The organism is Neobacillus sp. CF12, from assembly GCF_030348765.1.
GTDB lineage: Bacteria > Bacillota > Bacilli > Bacillales > Cytobacillaceae > Neobacillus.
Map to the genome: position 1 here is coordinate 1,504,394 of NZ_JAUCEU010000007.1, position 22,485 is coordinate 1,526,878.

A 22,485-nucleotide genomic window follows, 5' to 3' on the forward strand; every position below is an offset into this window, starting at 1 on the left:
CCATTACCCCTTTTGGTTAAATTTTATCTATAGGAAGTCTTATCTTGACGGTTGCCCCTTTTCCTTGTTCATTAAAAAATTGTATTTTCGTGTTTTCATGATATAACAATGCTAATCTTTGTTTTACATTCCAAATTCCAATCCGCTCACCCTCTTCGGATGATAGAGGTTCGTCCTTTTCTAAGCTCTGTAAAACATCTTCTGGAAAACCTTCCCCTGTATCCTGAATCGTTATCACCAGATAATCTGGATTTTCTGACTCCTGTTTTACGATAATATGAATCTCTAACTGCTCATCTAAGTTAAAGGCATGCTTAATCGAATTTTCAGCAATGGTTTGAATCAATAGTGGTGGGATTTTACATTCCTTCAACTCTTCTGGTGAGTCCACATGATAAGAGAATGTTTCCGGGAACCTAAGTTCCTGAATTCTTAAATAATTTTCAGTGTGCTTTAGTTCCTCCTCTAATCTTACAAAATACGAATTGCTCCGAAACATAAACCGAAAATAATTTGCGAGACACTTAGACATCTCTTGAATAAGGCCATATTCCTTCACTTGTGCAAGATTATAAATAATATTTAATGAATTCAAAAAGAAATGTGGGTTTATTTGTAACTGAAGATGCTTCAGCTCCGCTCTTTGAAGATTTAATTTTTCCTCATATACATTTATTTTTAAATCTTTAATTTCTGAAATCATATGGTTAAAGGTTTCATTTACTACTTCAAACTCTGTGGAATTACGCTCCTGCGGAAGCCGGATATCTAAGTCTCCTCGTCTTAGTTTTTTCATCGCTGTAACAATTTGATTAATTGGCTTCAAAAAAACCTTTCTCATGATGAAGATGAATAGAAATAAGAATAAAACAGCTCCGATGGTAATTAAGGATGATATTCGTTCTAAGAACGGCAGTCGCTCAAGGATTTCACTTTCAGGGATTAAAGCTAAAAGATAAAAATCAGCTTTTGTCGACTTTTCCTTCATCACGACAAAACGTTCATTTTTCCCTAAAATGGCATAATCATTTCCTTTAAAAGAAAGGTCTAATTTCTCCACCTCGACAAATTCCTTATTTGTTAACGGCTGATTGTCTGAGGTGGCTAACAACGCTCTACCCGTATCCCCAAAATCAATATATTTAAAAGGTAAAATAAGCTTGTCCATATTTACCCATGCCCCAACGTATACATCTTCAACTTTCAAAAAGTTAAGTAAATAATTTTCTTTATCACCTTTCCATATGTTCCAACGTCCTGCTGCTATCTGTTCAGGGTTGTCTTTCAGAACGCTCTTAATTTCCTCAGCCGCAGCAACTCTTTCTATGTAATTATCTGCAAATTTTTGTGTATTTATAAAGTCATCATATGCCGATGAATATATAAATATCGAATCTATGGCTGGATAAAAATACGCTTGATTATTAATCGATTGAAATAATCTTAACTTTGCTAATTCATAATCGTTTTTTTCAAGCGAATCATTAAATTCCAGATAATATAAATCAGTATTGGTATTTGTAAGTTGATATAAATAATTCTCAACGCCATCTAAACTTTGGTCAATTTGATTCATATAAACATTAAGCATATTTTTATTGGATTGAGCTACCTGATTTCTAATCACTTCAACTGCATAATAATTATTCACGATATGGACAATGATTAAAGGTCCAATGATGAGAAACACACTTAAAAAGAGCTTAAACAGTAATGAATGATAGATAGGTTTCTTCGTTTTCATCGTTGTACATCCTCCTGTTTTAAACTCTTTAAGAATAGTAATTTTCATTATACATTATATTATTATATAATTTTGAAAATTTTTTCAACCCCGAAAAAAGGTGGAAGCCCATTTGAGATTTCACCTTTTTCATTTTGTCTTATAATTCTATTTTTAAAATGACTACACTATAAGAAGGAATATCATACAGATAATTATCCAATTGTAAGGTAGTTTCAACCGGTATTACCTTATTTGGCTCTTCCAGCGTATTTGTATCGTTTGAATTCTCCGAGGTTAAGATAATCTGCTTCCCTGCAAGTTTCTCTTTCCCATCAATATCAATCAACGTTTTTAAACAATATTCAGATGAATTTACTAATTTCACGATTACCTCGTTTGTCTTTTCATCAAGTGTCGTTACAGAAGTGAGAGATGGAATGGGTACAAATTTATATTCATGGACAAGTTGACCATCTATATAACAATAAATAGAATCATTGGTAACCTTGGCAGATAAATGGTTAGAATCCTCTTGATTTACGTTAACTTCCTGATTAGGAGTTAGCTTTACACGAGACCATCCATTAATGTGAAGTAACCGGCTCTCTCCCTGTGGGTCGAGTTCCCAAAGAAGATAGTTTTGTTGCCATTCTTTAGTGCTATCAAGCAATCGTAATTTTAATCCTTCTCCAAGCATGGCATTCATTGTAACGGTATATTCGTTCCAGGTAGGGCCGCCAATTCGCAGGACATCCCACTCCATTTTTGTTAGCGGATTATCTTCTGATAAAGAATCACTCTTAAATAGAATTTCGTCAGCCCTAGTAATGCTTATATCCTTCACATATGGAAGTTCTTTTTGTCTGATTGATACTCCACCATTAAACGCGGGGAATCGACTCTCAGATTCTACCTTACTCTCAATCACCACATCACCTCTGTTTTCTGCAAAAACCTTTTGAACATGGTAGGAAGGTGACACATAAGAATCTGTTCCATTAAAATATATCATGTTCGGTGTCCAGTTAGTATGATGGATATTGGCATATAGAGGAGCGTAGGAAGACATCACAACAATATCTTGATTTCGTTCCATTCCCGTCATAAATGCTGCTTCACTTATAGCTCCTTTGAGTGCACCCGCTCCATTTCCGAGAATCATGGCATATTCCCCGACGTAAACCTTAGGGCCATTCCGGTCATAAGAATCATACATATCGTGATACATTAAATAGTAGTCGAAGTCAGCATAGAAATGTTCATCTACGATTTCGATCGGTAAACCTTTGGTCTCTGTTCCTACCTCCCAATGGGTGTTCCAAATTGTGATTATTTCAGGATATTTTGCTTTTACCGCCTCATAAAATAATTTGTAGCGGACATTGTATTCAGGACCAAAATTTTCATTTCCAATTTCAATATATTTTATGTTAAAGGGTGCTGGATGTCCGTTTTCAGCACGAAGTCCACCCCACTTGCTTGAAATCGGGCCGTTTGCATACTCGATCGCATCAAGCATGTCTTCGATCCATTCATCGAGGTCTTCTAATGGGATGTGTTCGCCTGGTCTCCCTTGACAAGTGAGCCCGCAGTTCACTACGTACATAAGCTCTAAGCCAAGATCTTCCGCCATTTGCAAATACTCATGATAACCCAATCCATTGGTTGTCCTATAATTCCACAATGTCCAGTGAGAGTTTCTTTCGCTAATATCACCTATCGTATTCTTCCAACGGTAAGCTGTTTCCACGGAAAACCCTTCAACAAAGCAACCCCCAGGAAATCTTAAAAAAGTCGGTTTTAAGTCTGAAGCCCTTTTTACTAAGTCAGGTCGTAATCCGTTTTTCCTTTCCATAAACGTTTTTTGTGGAAATAAAGAAACAAACTCAAGCCAATATGTACCTTTCTCATTTGTTGAGAATGCTAGAATCCCTTCAGGATCTTCTCCCTGACTTTCTAACACGAACTCGTATTTCTGCCAATTTTCAGAAGTTATTTCAATTGGTGTGAAGGATACTATTTCCCCTTGTTTATTTTCAAGAGTAATTTCCAGATTTCCAGAAAAGGAGCTATCTTTTTTCGCGAAAAATGTTAAATGGTATCTTTCATTTTTTTTCAAAGGAATTCCCCAGAATCCTTCATTATAGACAGAAACTTTTTTATCACCTGGATCTTCAATTTCTACTCTGAGTGACAGGGAGTTTGCAAGATTAAGTGGATCATTCCCATCTAAAAAAATGCCTGCTTTAGCGTTTGAATCTTGCATTCGTAAGTGCCATCCAGGTATAGACCCTGGGACTTCTTCAAATGGAGAAACCCATCCTGCTGGTGAATGCAATTCACATCCATTCACATGGCAGCGTTCTGGAATGATCGTATCCTCAAAAGATCTATTTCTGATTAATTCTCCATATATTCCTCCATCACCCGCACGGTTGATCTCTTCGAAAAAAAGACCATATAAAGAAGGACTAACAGGAAATTTCTTAGCTTTACTATCTATTATTACTTTTGCAGAGTAACTCATCAAAATCCCTCCAAACTAACACATTATTTAAAAAAGTAAACGCTTTAAATTTTAGTATAGATTGGATGGCGGATTTTTTATGGTAATAATTAAGGAATTATAGTGTTTTTTTACGATTTTAAAAGCTCACCTAGACTTTTCTACTCCATTTGTTGTGAGAGCTTTTGTACTTCCCTAGCGGTTTCTTCTAAGATAAAAACAACTGGTATTTGTGTAGTAATATTAGATTTCTTGTACCATTCTTCTGTCACGTAATAGGATATATTGATATCTGCCATTTTTGCAATCGTGCAATGTTTGTTATTGGTGATAGAGATGATGTTACTGCCTTTTTGTTTTAGCTGATTCAGATGCGAAACGGTAAAGCTATTTTCTCCTGAGACTGATAAGGCAATCGTTGTACTATTATGGAGATAATTTGCATGGATCGGGATATAAGGGTCCTTTACATACATTGAGAATTTTCCAAGGCTAGAAAAATATCTTGCTCCATACTCCGCCAATATTCCAGAACTGCCTGTCCCGATAAAAATAAGATTATCGGATTTTACAATAAGTGAAGCGGCCTCCTTTATAATAGAATCAAGGTTCCCCTTTAAGGTTCGCTCGATAAAATCAGAGAGTGCATATTGACTACTTTTAATCGTTTTTTCTTCATTTTTATCTAAAAAAAGCTTTAATCTTACTTTGAATTCTGAAAATCCCTCACAATTTATCTTCCTGCAAAAGCGAAGGATGGTAGACGTTGAGACATGTGTTTCGTCTGCTAAATCGCGAATCCGCATGTAGATAACTTTTTCACTATTTTTACAAATATAGTCATATAAAGTCGTTTCTAACTCGTTGAAGGTTGCAATAACTTCACTTGAAAACATGGAAAGACCTCCTATAATTCAATGTTTCTATCATATCATATAACAAGAAACAAGGTGTTCCCTGCTTGTAACAAATTCCTTTCCGTGGGATATGAACCTAAATGCTGGAAAGTTATATACGGTTTTCTTCTAAGCCCTTACAATTTTCTCAGGAACTCAAAAAGTATATTTCTGGAGGTTTTCGAAGATGTCTAAAGGAATAAAGATTGTTACAATTGGCGGAGGATCAAGTTACACACCTGAGTTAGTCGAAGGGTTTATTAAGCGTTTTGATGAACTTCCAATCAGAGAACTATGGTTAGTCGATATTGAAGCAGGAAAAGAAAAGTTAGAAATCGTTGGGAATCTTGCAAAGCGAATGGTTGCAAAGGCAGGACTTCCTATTGAGGTTCATTTAACATTAGATCGTAGAGAAGCATTAAAGGATGCTGACTTTGTTACCACTCAATTCCGCGTTGGCCTTTTGCAGGCGCGGGCGAAGGATGAGAGAATTCCTTTAAAATACAATGTAATCGGTCAAGAAACAAACGGTCCTGGCGGTTTATTTAAGGGTCTCCGCACCATTCCAGTTATTCTTGAAATCTGTAAAGATATTGAAGAGCTATGTCCTGAGGCGTGGCTTGTAAACTTTACAAATCCTGCAGGTATGGTAACCGAAGCAATCTTACGCTACAGTAATATTAAAAAGGTAGTCGGCTTATGTAACGTCCCAATTGGTATGAGAATGGGTATTGCGAAATCATTAAATGTTGAACCAGAAAGAGTGCAAGTCAACTTCGCAGGTCTTAACCACATGGTTTTCGGACTTGATACGTTCTTAGATGGAGTGAGTGTTCAAGACCAAGTCATTGAAGCGATGGCGAATCCGGAAAATGCACTAACCATGAAAAACATCTCTGGCCTTTCCTGGGAACCTGACTTCATTCGTGGTTTAGGTGTTATCCCATGTGGATATCACCGTTACTACTATAAAACGGATGAAATGTTACAAGAAGAAGTAGAAAAAGCTGAAACAGAAGGTACTCGGGCTGAAGTCGTTCAAAAATTAGAAACGGAATTGTTTGAACTTTATAAGGATCCAACCCTTGATATTAAGCCGCCTCAACTGGAAAAACGAGGTGGAGCCTATTATAGTGATGCTGCCTGCAGTCTCATAAACTCTATTTACAATGATAAGCGAGACATTCAACCAGTCAATACTCGTAACAATGGTGCGATTGCTAGCATTCCAGATGATTCTGCGGTTGAAGTAAACAGTGTGATAACAAAGGATGGTCCTAAGCCTATTTCTGTTGGAGATCTTCCTGTTGCTGTAAGAGGTTTGGTACAACAAATTAAATCCTTTGAACGTGTTGCTGCTGAAGCAGCCGTAACTGGTGACTATAACACAGCACTACTTGCCATGACGATTAATCCGCTTGTCCCATCGGACACTGTGGCAAAGCAGATTTTAGATGAAATGTTAGAAGCTCACAAAGAACATTTACCTCAATTTTTCACAAAAGTAGAAGCATAATTCTTTATTATTACATTAAAAAGAGCAAACTTGTAAAAAAAGTTTGCTCTTTTTGTTCCTATTGTTTTATCATAAGATAAAGTTGTACGTATAAGTTAAATGATTTGCATACATTTGAAAGTAGTGAGGGCTTTGGCACAAAAGACTAAATATAGTATGGTGAAGGAACAAATAACCCAATGGATCACCAGTGGTAAGGTGAAGCCTGGGGAAAAGATTTATTCCGAAAATGAATTAGTGAAAATGTTTGGCGTTAGCCGGCATACCATTCGCCAAGCTGTTGGGGATTTGGTTCATGAGGGATGGCTATACAGAGAACAAGGTGCTGGTACATTCTGTTCGCAGCCGCCCAGTCAAGATTCTCCTCAAATACATCCATCACAAAGTATAAAAAACGGAAAAAACATCGGTGTCATCACCACCTATATTTCTGATTATATTTTCCCCTCAATCATCAGGGGGATTGAATCTGTTTTGACAGCGGAAGGATATACATTAACACTTGCTTGTACAAATAATGATGTGGAATTAGAAAAACAGTGCTTGCAAACGATGTTAAGTAGAAATATTGATGGACTAATAGTAGAACCCACAAGAAGCAGTAATTACAACCCAAACATCCATTATTATCTCGAATTAGAACAAAATAATATACCATATTTAATGATCAACCAATATTATTCACAGCTTCAACCTCCCCATATTGTTATGAATGATGAACTCGGAGGCTTTATTGCGACAGAGCATTTAATTAAACTGGGGCACGAAAGAATTATTGGACTTTTTAAAACAGATGACGCACAAGGAGTAAACCGAATGCAAGGCTTTATTCGTGCGTTTAGAGAACATGGACTTCCTTTTTTTCCAGAGATGGTGATTTCATATACAACAGAAGAGATGGATACAGTACTTTTGGAAAAGGTTAAACAATTTTTTGTTTCTACTGAATTCCCTACTGCCATCGTTTGTTATAATGACCAATTAGCTTTGCAGGCGGTAAATATATTAAGAGACTTAGGAAAAAACGTTCCAGAGGATGTTTCCATTGTTGGGTACGATGATTCTTTTTTAGCACAGGCCTCTGATATAAAATTAACAACCATTACCCACCCTAAAATGAAAATGGGGATAGATGCAGCAAATTGGATTGTTTCAGCTGTTGAAAAAACAGGAGATAGAGCCAATTCTATCGTTTATGAACCCGAACTTGTGGTCAGAAATTCAACAACTTCTTTAATACATGACAAAAAGGTGTGATTCCAAATTTAGGAACCACACCTTTTTTCTTACTTAGTAATTTTTACTCCATGTTCTTCAATGACGACTCTTTCATTTTCGGCCAAATTGGTGAATATAACAGGCGTAATAATGGAAGGTACTTTGTCTTTAATCAAATCAAAGTCAGCTACAAGAAGCTTTTGACCCTTTTGGACAGCTTGTCCATCCTGAACAAACGTTGTAAATCCTTCGCCGTTTAAGCTAACTGTTTCAAGTCCAACATGAATTAAGATTTCCCTGCCATCAGTAGATTTTAGGCTGACTGCATGTTTTGTAGGGAATACACTGATTACTTCTCCATCTACTGGAGATACCACCGTACCGTTAATCGGATTTACCGCAAATCCATCACCAATCATTTTCTGTGAAAATACAGGATCTGGAACAACATCTAAAGGTACAATCTCCCCCTCCAATGGCTGCAAAATGCTTGTATCAGTTTCTACCTTTTTACTTTTGAATAAATTCTTAAACATATATTTTAACCGCCTTTTTTGAATTGAATGAGAAAAAAGTTATTGTGTGTAAAATTTCATTTATTATTTTCTCCTAAACCAAAAACTTTATCAAAACATATGCTTAATCATTTTTGATAAAAAACAAAAACCCGTACCAAGGCACAGGGTTATGCTAAGGATGACATTTTACTAAATGAGGTGCTAAGGTTTTTTAATGTATATAATCTAGCCGTTAAGATAAATAATTCCTGATAGTTATTTTTTACGTATTCATCAATTATACTTATTCCCTGCTGTAATCTATCAACCAAGTAATGCGTATACTTTCCATCCCAATCAAATTGATTGATTCTTATCAGTTCATCGGCAAGTATTTGAAACTTAAACTCTTCAATAAAAAGGTTTACTTGATACAATTTATCACTATCTATACGAAAGCTATTTTTGTTCTTTTGACGTTGAATAAACTTAATAAAACCATTTATATTTTCAGCCAGGATAATCGCCTTTTGCATCTCGAAGTTCATTTATCCATCTCCTCAATGTATACTTCTAAGAAAAGTGTATGAAAGGAGATGACGTATTAACACCTGCACTTGATTTATTTTCGATTACTATTTCTATTAACTGCCTTCACCATTTGATCCATTACCCAGTTTGTCCTTGCACCAGACACTCCTGTACTTGGGCACTTTCCATTCTCACCAGTAAGTTCTTTTACTATCGTTTCGACAAGAGGTTGATGGACATGCTGTGGCGGTTCGAAACGAAACTCCTCTGTTCCATGCTTTGTCGTTAATACAAGATCATTACCAAATGTTGAGAATGTTATTTTTCCTTTACTACCGACAATTATATTTTCATCTACATAATCATAAGCAGTAAAGCACCAATTTCCAACACCATGAATACCAGATTCAAACAGATAGGTACCCGTTACAATATCCTCGGCACTATAATATCCTCCTTGATTCGAAGCAAAACCTTGAACGGATGTAATAGGACCTAATAAAAAGCCTATTATATCAAGAGTATGGCTGGCTAAATCGAAAAACAATCCGCCACCAGATAATTCTGGTTGAACCCTCCATGGAAGTTTTTCTACTTCCAACATATCCTTACTGACTGGTTGATACTGTGTGGATGACACGAACCGAACCTCACCAATTACCTCGCGTTCCAAAAGTTCTTTTATTTTCAAAAACCGCTCATGCCCCCTGCGGTAATAAGCAACAAATAGCGGAACTCCTGCATCCTTGCACGCACTAATCATTTCTTCGCATTCTGCATAATTTCGTGCCATCGGTTTTTCTACATAGACCGGTTTCCCTGCCTTTGCAGCCATCAGGGTATATTCCTTATGCGATCCTGGTGGTGTTGCAATATAGATTATATCAACGTCCGGGTCATTAATGAGTGCTTCGGCATCATCATACCACATAGAAACATTGTGTCGTTTTGCATAATCTTCGGCTAACTCCCCCGTTCTCCGCATCACAGCAAGCAACTCTGAGTTTGCTACCTTTTGAAATGCTGGTCCACTTTTTACTTCCGTCACATTCCCACAACCAAGGATACCCCAACGAACTTTATCAAAAATCAAAGTTATCTCCTCCTTCAAATAATACTTCCTATTCCCTACTATCATACTTGAAAGTATAGAATGATAAAATAAATAGGAAATAAAATCCCCCTTGAATACTACATTCAAGGGGAAATATGTCTTGTCAGCCTATTAACTAAATTTCTTGGTTATTTTGTTATGAGTGACTTCAATTTTTCCTGGCAAAACAAAAAGGTATTCAATGATATTTTCTAGCAGATCGACTAGTAATGACGTTGTCTCATAATCCATTTCCGTTTCTAATTCAAGCATCTTATGTAAGGAACCGTCAGCTGCGAGCAGGTGGCTAAGGGATTGAATCGGTTTTGCTAGATCAACATGATTTGGGAGAATTTCAAGTTGTTGCGCTAAAGGCTGACCTTTACTTTTTTCTTTAAGAAAGTGTTTTAGGATACTCTCAATCACACGTTTAGACATAACGGCGGTAGCTGAATTTTCTCTTGTTTGATGGACATTAATCGCCGATCGATAAGCTCTAATAAGATCTTTCGGAATATTAGGGAGACTTTCGATATGATTAATAAGATGTTTTGATGCTTGGACGTCATAAATATACGTATCCGCATGCTCACCTTGTTCGTCATGACCATCCTTCGTCATTATAATAAAAACGGTTGACTTTTTACATGAAGGACAACTGGTTTCCGTTAATATTCCATTTTTACTGCTTTGAAAGTTAGCATTAATCACAAACTCAGTGGTTATTCGACATTTTGGGCATTCACTTTGTATGCTCTTTGGTATTTTAACGTTCCCATATCTAATGTAAGAATTGACGGAGCCAGGATTAATTCTTCTCATTCGTTATCCTCCTGATTATTCCACTTATGTAAAATACAAATTGCTGATATAAATAAATTATTTTTTTCTTTCCTCTCTGTTAGTTATCCCCTAAAAAGCATTAAGAATTCTTCAACAACCCATCTTGAAAAGTAATCCTGCTCTAAGTTCACTTCAAATTAAATTTACACATCGGATTAAAAAAGGACCCAAAGAGTTGCCTATCAACTTTTTGGGTCCTTCACTTTATTTCATCAATGTTTCTGCTAATTGTATTAAAACTTTAACCTGTTTTTCTGTGAATTCCTTATTACTTTTTGCTTCAACTTCGTTTATATAAGCACCAAGCTGTCCATTTCTGGCATTCTTATTGCCCTTCTCCTCTGCTGCTTTCGCTAATGCTAGCTTAGCGAGTAAAGAGTTTAGGATATTACTTTCCACACCTGCTTCAGGTAGGAACTGTTCCGTCAAACTTCCTAGACTGTCATAGTTTACAGTGACGATGACCGTAACTGAATTACTAGAGCTATTGCCTGCATGGTCAACTGCTTCTGCTTTAAATGTATGACTTCCTAAGCCAAGCTCATAGGCTGGAACAGAAATTTCCTCACAAGTTGAGGAGGCAACTCCCGATAAAGGATCCGAAGCTTCACAAGTGAAACTAATCTGTTGATTAACACCATAAACGGCTCCATCTGCTACAGAGAAGGTGATCTCCGGTGCTGTTTGGTCAATGTTAATCTCGATTGATTTCTTCGGTTCGATGTTCCCTGCCTTATCGACACTCCAATACTCAAGGACATGCTTGCCGTTTTCAGTAATTGTTACTGTTAGCCCTTGCTGCTGAGCCGAACCATTTAATGAATAGTACGTTGACTCAACGCCTGATTCCCAGTCAAATGCAGTAAAATTCACTGTCACCAACCCACGATACCATTGATTATTTTCTTCTCCTATAACCTTAGCTTCAGTTTCAGGAGCAATCACATCCGGTCTTTCGACCACATCGATGCTAGGGACAGGAGGCTTAGCAATTCCATGTCCAAGGAAGAAGCTTGGATGCGGCGGCTGGTTGTAACCAACGTTTTGCCAAGCAATTGCTAAACGGTATTGAGGATCATGCATCAATGTGTAAATTCTATTCTCTGTTTCTTCCGTTGTCATGTAGACACGAAGTGAACTGCTATCCTCAGTTCTCCAAATGATTTCTTCTCTCCAGTCACCGAACAAATCAGCCTGCAGGACAGGATTTCCTTTTGTACTGTTATTGGAAAGTGTTCCATCTGCAGTTAGTAAATTCACTAATTTATTATTCTCATAATCCCATTTATCAATTGTTCCAACACCAGTTCCTTTTGCCTCGTCCCATTTGTGGTCAACTAACTCTCGAAGCAAATCGCCATCCCACCAAATAGCAAAATTGCTGGAGGGTATGTTATCGGAGATTTTTTCACCTTGTGCATTGTGAAGACCGCCGACTTGGCTGTTCCATGCACCTGAAATCGCCCATGCTTCTGTTCCACTATACCTTGGGTCTATATCTGCTGCTACACCACGACCTGTATCCTGCCCGGTTTTCACTCCCCATAGAATTTCACCTGTTTCGGCATCACGCATGTCATAGCCATATGGTCCGTCTTTATGCTCTTGGACAGCAAATACTTCAAGTCCGGGTCTTTCCGGATTGAGGTCACTCACATGAAGCGCATCCCCATGACCTAAACCGGTATTGTATAGTCCGCTGCCATCATCGTCAATCACGATTTGGCCATAAACAACTTCATCTTTACCATCTTTATCAACATCCGCCACACTTAACGAATGATACCCTTGCCCAACATAATCACGATATCCTTCATTGTTTGAGTCAAATACCCACTGCTTGGTCAGTTTACCGTCTTTCCAATTATAAGCCGCAAGTACTGTTCTCGTGTAGTAACCACGTGCCATAATGATGCTTGGAGTTTCCCCATCTAAATATGCAACGCCTGCAAGGAAACGGTCAACACGGTTACCATAGGCATCTCCCCATGAACCAACATCACCACGTGGTGGTTCGTAGTCAGTAGTTGAAAGAGCTTTTCCTGTTGCGCCCTCAAATACAGTTAAATATTCTGAACCCTGTAGAATGTAACCGCTGCTATTTCGATGGTCGGCGTCTGCTCTGCCGATGGCATTTCCTTGACCGTCAACGGTTCCATCTGCAGTCTTGAAGACAATCTCAGATTTCCCATCACCATCAAAATCATAGACTAAGAATGGAGAATAGTGCGCACCAGCACGAATGTTTTTACCTAAATCAATGCGCCACTTTAATGTCCCATCCATTTCGTAAGCATCTACATACACATTTCCCGTATAGCCCGCTTGAGAATTATCCTTAGAGTTCGTAGGATCCCATTTTAATACTAATTCATACTTTCCATCACCATCCAAATCACCAACACTCGCGTCGTTTGCTCGGTATGAATAAGGATCACCAAGCGGTGTTACACCATCTTGAGGTTTTTGGAGCGGTATATCAAAGTAGTTTTGATTTAATACAGTTGTGCTATCTTGGGATTTCCTTTCTTTACCATCAACGATGGCACGAATCTCATAAACTGAATCTTCTTTTCCTTCTTTATCCACATAGTTGGTACTTGTTGTAACCGGTGAAGAATTGATTTTTTCTCCGTCACGGTACACGTTAAAGCTTATGCTGTCAGGATCAGTTCCGAGCATTCTCCAGTTGACATAAACGCCAGCATCCGTTTTCATTGCAACTGGTGCACGGTCAAGATCTTCCATCTGTCTTTTTAATTTTGTAACAGCTGGTGTTTCTAAACTTTCAGAATGTGGTGAAATTCCACCTGCATTTACTGCTGCTACCTTGTAAAAATAAGGAATCGTGGTTAACACGGTTTCATCCTTGTAGGATGCAGATTTCGACTTACCAATTAATGCGTAGGTTCCGTTTTTCTTTTTTGAACGATACACATTGTAAGTGATTGCTCCTTCGACGTTACCCCAATTAATGGTCAAATCGTTCTTATTCACTACACCAATCTCTAAACTGCTTGGCGCAGACGGAACAGGCAGTGATGGATCAACCATCAAAACTTTCAGTGGCATGGAAGGAACCGTTTCAACGTCTGAGTAATCTACTGTGGTAGCCACATACTCATATTCCATTCCGACATCAACTGTTTGATCCTTAAATGAATTAGAAGTAGAGCTGCCAACTAAGGTAAATTCACTTGTGCCGGCAATTTTCCGGTATAGATTATATTTCGCCGCTTCCTCAACAGTTTTCCAAGAAAGTGAAACGAATGGTGCTTCAGCATCCAAAGAAACTTCTTCTGCCTTAAGTTCTGAAGGGGCAATCAAGATTGGTGTTATTTCAATACCATTTACAATTCCTGTTGAACCCCCAAAATTAAAATTCATTTGGCCATCCTTTACAGCTACTTGAGGTATGACTTTGGACGTATAGTTTCTATTTGGAGCTGTAATTTGACCATAATCCTGACCCTCCACCGCAATTGTGGTTCTTGCGCTGCCTAAGAAATCGCCAACATAAACTTTTAATGCGTAAAGCCCGTTTGGTACATCAACATTAAATTTCCATCCTACGTTAAAATAGCCAACCCAATCGCGAAGCACATCCCGTAGCGGTTCAACTCCTGCTCCTCGGTCACGAGTAATCATGCCTGTGGCATCGACAATTCCATAGCCTCTTTCCGGAGTATATAGGGTGGAGAGATTTACCTCTGTGTACCCTTCTGCAACTGGATTTCCTTTCCCTCCAAAGTCAAATTTCAACGTTGCTTCCTTTGTTATAAACTGAACAACATCTGATCGTTCTGATTCACCCTTGCCGTTAACGGCAGAGACAATAACTTGGTAGGTTTTCCCTTCTTCCATACCAGTTATATTCAGTCTAGGAAGTGTTGAGGTCCCAACTAATTTATAGTCAGTATCTGTTGAAAGCTTCCGATATACTTTGTAAATTTCTGCACCTTCAACTGTTGTCCATGTCAAAAGAGCACCCGCGTTGCTAATGCTGCTAGCAACAACATTGACTGGTTTCCCAGGTACATTAGCAGGAGGTTCTATACCGGTAACATACTGAGAAAGTGGAATATTCAAATTTTTGATTTCATCTGATACTAGACGTGCGAGCTGAATGGCACCATATTCTTGGAAGTGGGTATTATCCTGTGAACCATTTGGGAATGCACCATAAACACCTGGTTCAGTATGTAGAAATACAGAAAGACTCCCTTCTGGCCCAATTGTATCGTAATATTCAACACTCCTTGCACTTAAATCGACTATGCCCACATTCATTTCTGCGGCTACTTCCTTCATTCCCTGAACATATTCTGGGAAACTGACATTAAACTTACCAGTAGTTGGGTTAAAATCACGTCTACCTACTGGTGTAACAAGAATTGGAGTAGCACCCCGCTGGCGTGCACCATTAATATAGGTTTTTAGATAATTTTTATAATCTGGTACTGACGCATATCGGTCAGGTATGCTTATAGTGGCATCATTATGACCGAATTGAATAAGAAAGTAATCATTTGGTTTTATTTCTCTTAAGATGTTATCCAATCTTCCTTCATTAATAAATGACTTCGTACTTCTGCCACCAATAGCGTGGTTCTTAAATATGACATCAGAGTTGAAGTAACGGGGAATCATTTGACCCCAACCGGCTTCTGGTCTCCAATACTCGTCATATGTTTGGACAGTTGAGTCCCCAGCAATATAAACGGTCGGGAGTTCTCCTGCAGTCCTTACCGGAAGTTTTTCAATAATCATTCCGTTTACTTTTGGAGTCGCACCTGTAAATTGAAAATTTAATTGTCCATCTATGAGTGAAATCTCAAACGTCCGTTCAATATAAACACCCGCTGAAGTTGTAGAATTTTGAACCTTTTGGATATTTTCAGCCTTAATACCCACTTCTGTTCCTCCCGCCTCATCACCTGCGATGACGGTGATCGAATAATCACCATTTGGTAGGTCTACATTAAAGGATGTCTCAGTTGTCGAGATAAAATCTGATTTTATGGAGTCTGATGTAGCACGATCTATTGAGGTAACCTTAGAGGTATCAGCAAATCCGTAACCTAATTCTGTAGAGTAAGCTGTGTCTGAAGAAACTTTAGTATAGCCGTCTTCCACGGGGCTTGTTGCTGTCCCAAAGTCAAACTTTTTCAATACGGATGGTTCATCCGCAGATACTTGCATTGGTAAAGCAGGAATTGAGGTTAATAATAGCAAAAGACTAAGTATAACAGCAAAATACTTTCTTTGATTATTTCTTTTCTTACTCAATAGCTTTTCTCCCCTTTTTTCATTATCTAATCTCACTAAACCAACATGCGCTCTCTATTTCATCTCCTTCCCCTTACCGTCTTGATAACGTTTTCAAATTTATACTAGCCCAGATGTACATCTTTTGAGTATATAAAAATCAGTCTCTTTAGGTTAAAAAATCAGTGTTTTCTGAAAATTAGTATTTTTATCCTGTTTAAACTTAGGTAATTATACTTATTAAAACCAACAAATCAACTACATTTCTAAGGTATATAATTCGTATCGGACAAGCATAAGTATTAGATATAACTATCTTTTTGCTGAAAGGACTGCTCAGCCATGTTTTATAATCGATCAAAGTTAACGGCTTCGCTGTATGCCATGATGTCGATAAGTTTTTGGGGTGTTTCATTTGTATCCACAAAAGCGGTACTAGGCAAACTGGACCCCTATTCGTTACTTGTTATTCGTTTTGGGATTGGCGCCTTATTTTTACTGTTGCTTTTACTTTTACAACGACATCGCCTGCAAATCTCCATTAAATATGTTCCACATTTGATGGTACTAGGCATTTTAGGGGTATTTGTACATCAGGTACTCCAGGCGACAGCATTGTTGACTATAAATGCTTCTGCCGCTGGTTGGCTCATTTCGTTTTCACCCGTTTTCACAGTGATTCTCTCAGTCCTTTTTTTGCATGAAAAGATGAGTTTAACGAAAGCGGTTGGTATGGCTCTGGCGATAACCGGTGTTCTGATCATTTCTACGACAAGAAGTGGACAATCCTTTCAGTTTGACATGAATATCGGCTTCTTTCTTATGGTTCTAAGCACGTTAAATTGGGCAATTTATTCGGTGCTCTTAAAAAGTTTAAAAATCCCTTATCCCCCTCTTGTAGTTACATTCTACATGTGTTTGTTAGGCTTGGTACTTACTACACCGTTTATCATTCGAAATAAAGGCTGGGAGAACCTTTCATTGTTAAACCATTCGGAGTGGGCCCATTTACTATTTCTTGGTGTCTTTGTTTCAGGAATTGCCTATTGGTATTGGGGAAAAGCACTTGGAGTGTTAGAGGCTTCAAAGGTTTCGATGTTTCTCTATTTGGAACCCATTGCAACGTTAATTGCTGCGGTTCTGCTTTTAAAAGAAAAGGTTTTACTCATAAGTGTTGCGGGAGGAATCATAATTATAATAGGAGTGATTATCGTTAACGGTCAGCTTTTGCCTATGGTGTTCAACTTTTTTAAGAAAAAACGACTATAGGAGGATAAAATATGGTTTTGACAGCTAAGATTAAAAATGTATTAGATTCCTTAAAAAGTCCATCAAAAGCCGACTTGAAAGATGCTTTAATACTACTTGATATAAAACTTGAAGATCTTGTACACCTGCCAGAACCAACTGAAGGAAAGCCTTACAATCGGAAGCTTCTATATAAAAATGATGAAGTTGAACTGCTGGTGATGAATTGGTCACAGTTAGAATGTGCCCCTCATGATCACGGTAATTCACACGGTTGGATCCAAGTGATCTCCGGCACTTCTCTAAATTCGGTTTATGAAGTTAAAGGAAATAGCTTACCTAAAGAATTGTTTTATCAGTACCATCATAAAGGTCAATATTTTTATGCACCAAAAAAGGCTGTCCATAAAATGAAAGCCTCTAACAAAACAGATATGGTTACCCTCCATCTTTATTCCCCACCCATAAGCGGAATGATTGTCTATGACTTACAAAAATGTGCTGCATGTGTCGTTTCAGATGATTGCGGTGCATGGTGGCCTGATGAACAATATCAAAAGGTAAAAGAGATTAAATTAAATGCGAAGTCAAACAAATGAGACCTGGAATTCAGGTCTCATTATATTTTTAGTATTCGTTTTTCTACCCATTTTCTAAGATATCTAGAATTACTGTTACCTTAAACAAGTCTCCATCTACATCAATATCTAAAGTACCTTCATGTAAATCAATGATTGACTTTGCGATTGCGAGACCAAGGCCAGATCCATCGGTATGTCGTGATTCATCACCACGCTTAAACCGCTCAAATAATTCATCGATATTCTCACTTAGCTCATATTTAGAGATATTCTTAAACGTAATCTTCACTTTGTGATTTTTCTCAATGACATTAATATAAGCCCTTGAATTCTCTAAAGAGTATTTGAGTATGTTCCCAATTATATTATCAAAAACACGCCAAAGCTTCTGACCATCAACCATGGCATAAACAGGGTTATCTGGATTTGACACTCGGAATTGAACATGAGAATCTTCCATCGTTTCATTATACTCCGCTAGAGATTGCTGAAGTAGTTGGACGATGTCTACCTTGGATTTTGCTAACTCCACAGCACCGCTGGCCATTTTTGAGGCTTCAAATAAATCATCGATTAACACCTTTAAGCGCTTTGATTTGCGGTCAATAATTTCAAGGTACGATGTTCGCTCATCCTCCGTTAACTCTGGATTTTTAAGGAGTTCCGAATAAGTAATAATCGAAGTTAATGGTGTCCGTAAATCATGACTGACATTCGTAATTAACTCTGTTTTCAGTCTTTCACTTTTCGCCTGGGCTTTTTGTGATGATTTGACACCGGATTTCATTTGGTTAATATCCCCTGCAAGCTTAGCTAAAATTGATTTCCCAATGATAGGCAAATCAGGCTTAAACTCTCCATTTGCCAATGCTCCTGCATTAGATAGGATTTGATTAAAATAACCTGTTCTTTTGATTATTAAAATAAATAGAGGTATTCCAATAATTAAGACAGCTGGTATATATAAGGCTAAGAAATCCTCATCCATGAATATAAGAGCCGTTAAAATCCCAAATAAAAAGACAATTGTCAACAGGATGAAAACCTGAGTTCCTACTCGACGATTTAAGAAGGCATTACGGAAGGTATTTACCAACTTCACAAAGAAATTTCTAATACGTTTTAATACACGCCCGATAATCGTTTTTTGCCAAACTCCCTTTTCAGCTGAAATCGTTCTAAGTCTAGTGTAGAAATAGATGGCTTGCATCATTGTTAAAGCAATAAATAAAGTTAAAAATACGAGATTAATTATGATATCATCTAAATCAATATTAAAATAGTTATAGGTTGAGTTTTCAATTAATGCAATAGTAGATAGAACAAATATCCCCAGAAGTAGTAATGCAACATCGACTGGTAATTTATCATATTTTCTCTTCCATTCAGGAGGTGCTACCTGAACTATTATTTCCATCTTCTTGCCCAAGATGACACTTGCAATCAAGGCTAGTAAACCACCTAGCGTATAGATCCAAAAAACAATTCGTTGACTATCATAGCTATGATAATCCAGCATAATCGAGTTTGTGAAGGTAGCATCCTTTGAAACTCCTATTTTCCCTTCATATAGATCATTTGAGTTGGTTTGTGGCAGGTTCACTAACTCCTCATATCCGCCTATTAATGGTTCTTCATTCATTGCAAGATAACCACGTTTTTTTGTAGGATAACTCTGAATAAAATACATACTTTCATCATTGATTTCTTGATCAACAGATCTCCTATCTGTTGTTGATAGATTCGTATATATTTCACCAGTTTTTGTGTTTTTCAAATAATAAACAAATGCCTCTTGATAACTTTCATACTCCTCACGATAATTTTCTAGGTCATGGATATAGTCATCAATGTTTTCTTTTTTTTCTTTTATGATTGCATTCTTAATTTTCTCATCACTTTCAAAATCTTTTGTGACCTCATCAATTTTTTGGTCTCTTTCCTTAATATAAATATCTGCGATATCCTGATTATCATTTGCTTTAGCTTCTTCTATTCTTGATTGGTATTGTTGTTCAATATTCATAATCTGTTCAGTTAAATTACCATATTTATACCGTTCAACTTCTATTTCATCCTCTGTTACGGTAATAGCTTCTTTCATTTCTTCCTTTGATTGGTAAGTAACCTCAAATGCATGGATATATCGTGTTAAATTATCGATTTTTTTTTGAAATTGGGATGTATTAAAGTAACTTTTTTGATGATAATCATTATCATTTATTAATGCAGATAAAACACCACTTACTCCAAACGCAAATAATACGAGCCATGCGATAATCTTTAGCCTATTTTTCCATTTTGTATCCAATTCCCCATACCACCTTTAAATATCTCGGATTTTTTGGGTCGATTTCGATTTTTTCTCGAATTTTACGAATGTGGACTGCAACCGTGTTTTCCGCATTGTAGCAAGGTTCCTTCCAAACCCTTTCGTATATATCAGAAATTGAAAACACACGACCGGCATTGACCATTAGTAATTCTACAATTTTATATTCGATCGGTGTTAATTTCACCCGCTCCCCATTTACGGCAACTTCCTTTGCCTCCTGATCAATCGTAAGACCATTCAAATCAATTGTTTTGTTTTTCCGATCAAATTGACCTAATGTTACATACCTTCTAAGCTGGGATTTTACCCTTGCAATAAGTTCCAACGGATTAAATGGTTTTGTAACATAATCATCCGCACCCACTTGCAAACCTAAAATCTTATCTGTATCTTCACTTTTAGCACTTAAAATAATGATGGGAATATTCTTTTGTTCACGTATTTTAAATGTTGCAGATATCCCATCCATTCTCGGCATCATGATATCTAGTAGAATCAAATGGACTTCTTGTTCATTTAAAATTTCTAGTGCCTCAACGCCATCCTGAGCTTTAAATACGATAAGACCCTCATTCTTTAAGTAGATTTCAATCCCATCACGTATTTCTTTGTCGTCATCTACCACTAACACATGATATTGATCCATCCAGACATCCCTCCTTTCAAAGTATAACCTGATTTCATTTGGGTTGTGAATGATTCTAGTATAAGCAATATTTCTTAAGGTAATAGTAGGAGAAAAATGAAGAATTTCTTAAGATTTATATAAATGGAATTGAATGTACCACTTTTATCTTGATGAGTTATCTGTCTAACATTGTGAATTATGTACACAGAAAAGCCTTCTTTACTATTTTGGGGTTCCAAATTTAGTAAAGAAGGCTTTATACTTTTTTACTTTTCAATTAGTAAAGAGTTTTTTATAAACCTATCTAAAATAATATTACCAAACGGAATAAAAGCAACTGCAAATGCACTGACAACCCACCATAGGGACCACCTGATTTTAAAAGTTGTATATGCAATCACCAAAACATAGAGTATAAAAAAGAACCCATGTAACGAACCCACAATTCTAACAGCTTCAGGATATCCTGCTGCATATTTTAGTGGCATAGCTATACATAACAGAATAAGTAGAGAGGCACCTTCAATAAATCCGAAAAATCGAAAACGCCCAATAATTGTTTTAAGCATATTACTCCTCCATCTAATAATCTATTAAATTATTAAAAGTATTATACCATTGTATATATTATTAAGTCCTTCCCCTTTTATGCCCCTATCATAATACATAGTATATTTATGTAGTTTTTGAATATAAATGATTAACATTAGCAATCTATCAGTAAAGGATGAAGCTCTTTGTGTATGGATCTTGGAAGCCTAACATCTAAACTAAATGAGTTAACATTTTCCTTATTGTTAGTTGGTTACAAAACTTGTCCTCCAAATTGGAGTAAAAAAGGAAAAAGACCCCTCTATCATTCCCTTTGGTTTATTACGAAAGGAACCGGCGAAGTAATGATAAATGGTAAAAAAAATGACCTTTCACCTGGAAAACTAATTGTTTTTACACCAGGGATGATATACGACAAAAAATCTTCTTCTTCAAACCCTCTAGAGTTTTATTTCATACGGTTTACTCATGCAGGTGCCTACGAGAAAAAAGAGCAATGGCATTTTAAACAGCCTCAGGAAATTTCTTTTCCATTAGATGGAGTTTATCCCATCAAAAACAGTTCTGGAGTTTCTCTTTTATTCGATGAAATCAATTCCTTATCTAGGCATAGAGGTTCAACGATTGCATTTAGACAAAAAATCTTATTTCAAGAATTATTACTAACCTTAATACACGACTTTCATGCTCAAACGATTTCTAAGGACACAATACAAGTGATCGAAGAAACGATTGAGTATATCGGTCATCATTATCATCAGGTCTTAACCCTAACAGACTTAGCAAAGTTGGCAGGCTTAAGTAAAAGTCACTACTCCAGACTTTTCAAAAAAAACACTGGTTACAGTCCAATCGAATATTTAACCCATTTACGAATTGATCGGGCAAAGGAGCTTCTTGCCCATTCTGATATTAGAGTCAAAGAGGTAAGCCAAAATGTCGGTTATGAGGATGAACTCTATTTCAGTCGAATTTTCAAAAAGATCGTTGGAGTCTCCCCTACTCAATTCAGTGATGAACAAAAATTATTAGACCAATAAAAAAAGG

16 protein-coding genes are annotated in these 22,485 nt (G+C 37.0%); 5 read left to right on the forward strand and 11 right to left on the reverse strand.

The features are described from left to right. Nucleotides 1-16: 16 nt before the first annotated feature. The 3 genes from QUG14_RS07435 to QUG14_RS07445 all read right to left on the reverse strand — a co-directional run bounded on the left by QUG14_RS07435 (nucleotide 17) and on the right by QUG14_RS07445 (nucleotide 5,128). Nucleotides 17-1,744, reverse strand: coding sequence for a sensor histidine kinase (locus tag QUG14_RS07435; protein WP_289339881.1), 1,728 nt, complete (start codon nucleotides 1,742-1,744; stop codon nucleotides 17-19). Nucleotides 1,745-1,883: 139 nt separating this feature from the next. Continuing rightward, nucleotides 1,884-4,253 (reverse strand): alpha-L-arabinofuranosidase C-terminal domain-containing protein, encoded by a 2,370-nt coding sequence (locus QUG14_RS07440; protein WP_289339882.1) that lies wholly within the window; start codon nucleotides 4,251-4,253, stop codon nucleotides 1,884-1,886. 140 nt (nucleotides 4,254-4,393) lie between these two features. Further along, nucleotides 4,394-5,128: a MurR/RpiR family transcriptional regulator gene (locus QUG14_RS07445; protein ID WP_289339883.1), complete on the reverse strand. Its 735-nt coding sequence runs from the start codon at nucleotides 5,126-5,128 to the stop codon at nucleotides 4,394-4,396. Between the two features lie 187 nt (nucleotides 5,129-5,315). Here QUG14_RS07445 and QUG14_RS07450 point away from each other — a divergent pair, with 187 nt between their 5' ends. Both QUG14_RS07450 and QUG14_RS07455 read left to right on the forward strand, forming a co-directional pair. Continuing rightward, nucleotides 5,316-6,644 (forward strand): 6-phospho-beta-glucosidase, encoded by a 1,329-nt coding sequence (locus QUG14_RS07450; protein WP_289339884.1) that lies wholly within the window; start codon nucleotides 5,316-5,318, stop codon nucleotides 6,642-6,644. 132 nt (nucleotides 6,645-6,776) lie between these two features. Continuing rightward, the gene (locus tag QUG14_RS07455; protein WP_289339885.1) at nucleotides 6,777-7,901 is read left to right on the forward strand and encodes a GntR family transcriptional regulator; all 1,125 of its coding nucleotides are present in this window, start codon (nucleotides 6,777-6,779) and stop codon (nucleotides 7,899-7,901) included. A gap of 29 nt (nucleotides 7,902-7,930) precedes the next feature. Here the strand turns inward: QUG14_RS07455 and QUG14_RS07460 are convergent, their stop codons facing one another. From QUG14_RS07460 to QUG14_RS07480, 5 genes are all read right to left on the reverse strand, one after another. Then, nucleotides 7,931-8,398 (reverse strand): PTS sugar transporter subunit IIA, encoded by a 468-nt coding sequence (locus QUG14_RS07460; RefSeq protein ID WP_289339886.1) that lies wholly within the window; start codon nucleotides 8,396-8,398, stop codon nucleotides 7,931-7,933. Between the two features lie 149 nt (nucleotides 8,399-8,547). Beyond that, a complete protein-coding gene (locus tag QUG14_RS07465; RefSeq protein WP_289339887.1) occupies nucleotides 8,548-8,907 on the reverse strand; it encodes a hypothetical protein in 360 nt (119 codons plus the stop codon). Between the two features lie 74 nt (nucleotides 8,908-8,981). Next, the gene (locus tag QUG14_RS07470) at nucleotides 8,982-9,983 is read right to left on the reverse strand and encodes a Gfo/Idh/MocA family protein (RefSeq protein ID WP_289339888.1); all 1,002 of its coding nucleotides are present in this window, start codon (nucleotides 9,981-9,983) and stop codon (nucleotides 8,982-8,984) included. 132 nt (nucleotides 9,984-10,115) lie between these two features. Next, on the reverse strand, nucleotides 10,116-10,805 hold the full coding sequence (locus QUG14_RS07475) for a hypothetical protein (RefSeq protein WP_289339889.1): 690 nt from the start codon (nucleotides 10,803-10,805) through the stop codon (nucleotides 10,116-10,118). 225 nt (nucleotides 10,806-11,030) lie between these two features. After that, nucleotides 11,031-16,115 carry a rhamnogalacturonan lyase family protein gene (locus QUG14_RS07480; RefSeq protein ID WP_289339890.1) on the reverse strand — a complete coding sequence of 1,695 codons (5,085 nt, stop codon included), beginning with the start codon at nucleotides 16,113-16,115 and terminating at the stop codon, nucleotides 11,031-11,033. A 321-nt stretch (nucleotides 16,116-16,436) separates the two neighbouring features. On the opposite strand from QUG14_RS07480, the gene QUG14_RS07485 reads away from it, so the two are divergent. Beyond that, nucleotides 16,437-17,363 (forward strand): DMT family transporter, encoded by a 927-nt coding sequence (locus tag QUG14_RS07485; protein ID WP_289339891.1) that lies wholly within the window; start codon nucleotides 16,437-16,439, stop codon nucleotides 17,361-17,363. Nucleotides 17,364-17,374: 11 nt separating this feature from the next. Beyond that, nucleotides 17,375-17,941: a cysteine dioxygenase gene (locus QUG14_RS07490; RefSeq protein WP_289339892.1), complete on the forward strand. Its 567-nt coding sequence runs from the start codon at nucleotides 17,375-17,377 to the stop codon at nucleotides 17,939-17,941. A 43-nt stretch (nucleotides 17,942-17,984) separates the two neighbouring features. On the opposite strand, the gene QUG14_RS07495 is transcribed toward QUG14_RS07490, so the two are convergent. From QUG14_RS07495 to QUG14_RS07505, 3 genes are all read right to left on the reverse strand, one after another. After that, the gene (locus QUG14_RS07495; protein ID WP_289339893.1) at nucleotides 17,985-20,234 is read right to left on the reverse strand and encodes a sensor histidine kinase; all 2,250 of its coding nucleotides are present in this window, start codon (nucleotides 20,232-20,234) and stop codon (nucleotides 17,985-17,987) included. Further along, a complete protein-coding gene (locus QUG14_RS07500) occupies nucleotides 20,212-20,904 on the reverse strand; it encodes a response regulator transcription factor (RefSeq protein ID WP_289339894.1) in 693 nt (230 codons plus the stop codon). Before QUG14_RS07500 ends, QUG14_RS07495 begins: the two co-directional genes overlap by 23 nt. A 248-nt stretch (nucleotides 20,905-21,152) precedes the next feature. Then, nucleotides 21,153-21,455 (reverse strand): DUF3817 domain-containing protein, encoded by a 303-nt coding sequence (locus QUG14_RS07505; RefSeq protein WP_289339895.1) that lies wholly within the window; start codon nucleotides 21,453-21,455, stop codon nucleotides 21,153-21,155. 174 nt (nucleotides 21,456-21,629) lie between these two features. Here QUG14_RS07505 and QUG14_RS07510 point away from each other — a divergent pair, with 174 nt between their 5' ends. Beyond that, the gene (locus QUG14_RS07510) at nucleotides 21,630-22,478 is read left to right on the forward strand and encodes an AraC family transcriptional regulator (protein WP_289344092.1); all 849 of its coding nucleotides are present in this window, start codon (nucleotides 21,630-21,632) and stop codon (nucleotides 22,476-22,478) included. The last annotated feature ends 7 nt before the right edge of the window (nucleotides 22,479-22,485 follow it).

Excerpts from the sequence above, each read along its gene's own strand:
- QUG14_RS07505 (WP_289339895.1), bottom strand. The coding sequence starts at position 21,455 with ATGCTTAAAACAATTATTGGGCGTTTTCGATTTTTCGGATTTATTGAA.
- QUG14_RS07465 (WP_289339887.1), bottom strand. The coding sequence starts at position 8,907 with ATGAACTTCGAGATGCAAAAGGCGATTATCCTGGCTGAAAATATAAAT.
- QUG14_RS07460 (WP_289339886.1), bottom strand. The coding sequence starts at position 8,398 with ATGTTTAAGAATTTATTCAAAAGTAAAAAGGTAGAAACTGATACAAGC.
- QUG14_RS07500 (WP_289339894.1), bottom strand. The coding sequence starts at position 20,904 with ATGGATCAATATCATGTGTTAGTGGTAGATGACGACAAAGAAATACGT.
- QUG14_RS07490 (WP_289339892.1), top strand. The coding sequence starts at position 17,375 with ATGGTTTTGACAGCTAAGATTAAAAATGTATTAGATTCCTTAAAAAGT.
- QUG14_RS07485 (WP_289339891.1), top strand. The coding sequence starts at position 16,437 with ATGTTTTATAATCGATCAAAGTTAACGGCTTCGCTGTATGCCATGATG.
- QUG14_RS07445 (WP_289339883.1), bottom strand. The coding sequence starts at position 5,128 with ATGTTTTCAAGTGAAGTTATTGCAACCTTCAACGAGTTAGAAACGACT.
- QUG14_RS07510 (WP_289344092.1), top strand. The coding sequence starts at position 21,630 with ATGGATCTTGGAAGCCTAACATCTAAACTAAATGAGTTAACATTTTCC.
- QUG14_RS07435 (WP_289339881.1), bottom strand. The coding sequence starts at position 1,744 with ATGAAAACGAAGAAACCTATCTATCATTCATTACTGTTTAAGCTCTTT.
- QUG14_RS07440 (WP_289339882.1), bottom strand. The coding sequence starts at position 4,253 with ATGAGTTACTCTGCAAAAGTAATAATAGATAGTAAAGCTAAGAAATTT.
- QUG14_RS07475 (WP_289339889.1), bottom strand. The coding sequence starts at position 10,805 with ATGAGAAGAATTAATCCTGGCTCCGTCAATTCTTACATTAGATATGGG.
- QUG14_RS07450 (WP_289339884.1), top strand. The coding sequence starts at position 5,316 with ATGTCTAAAGGAATAAAGATTGTTACAATTGGCGGAGGATCAAGTTAC.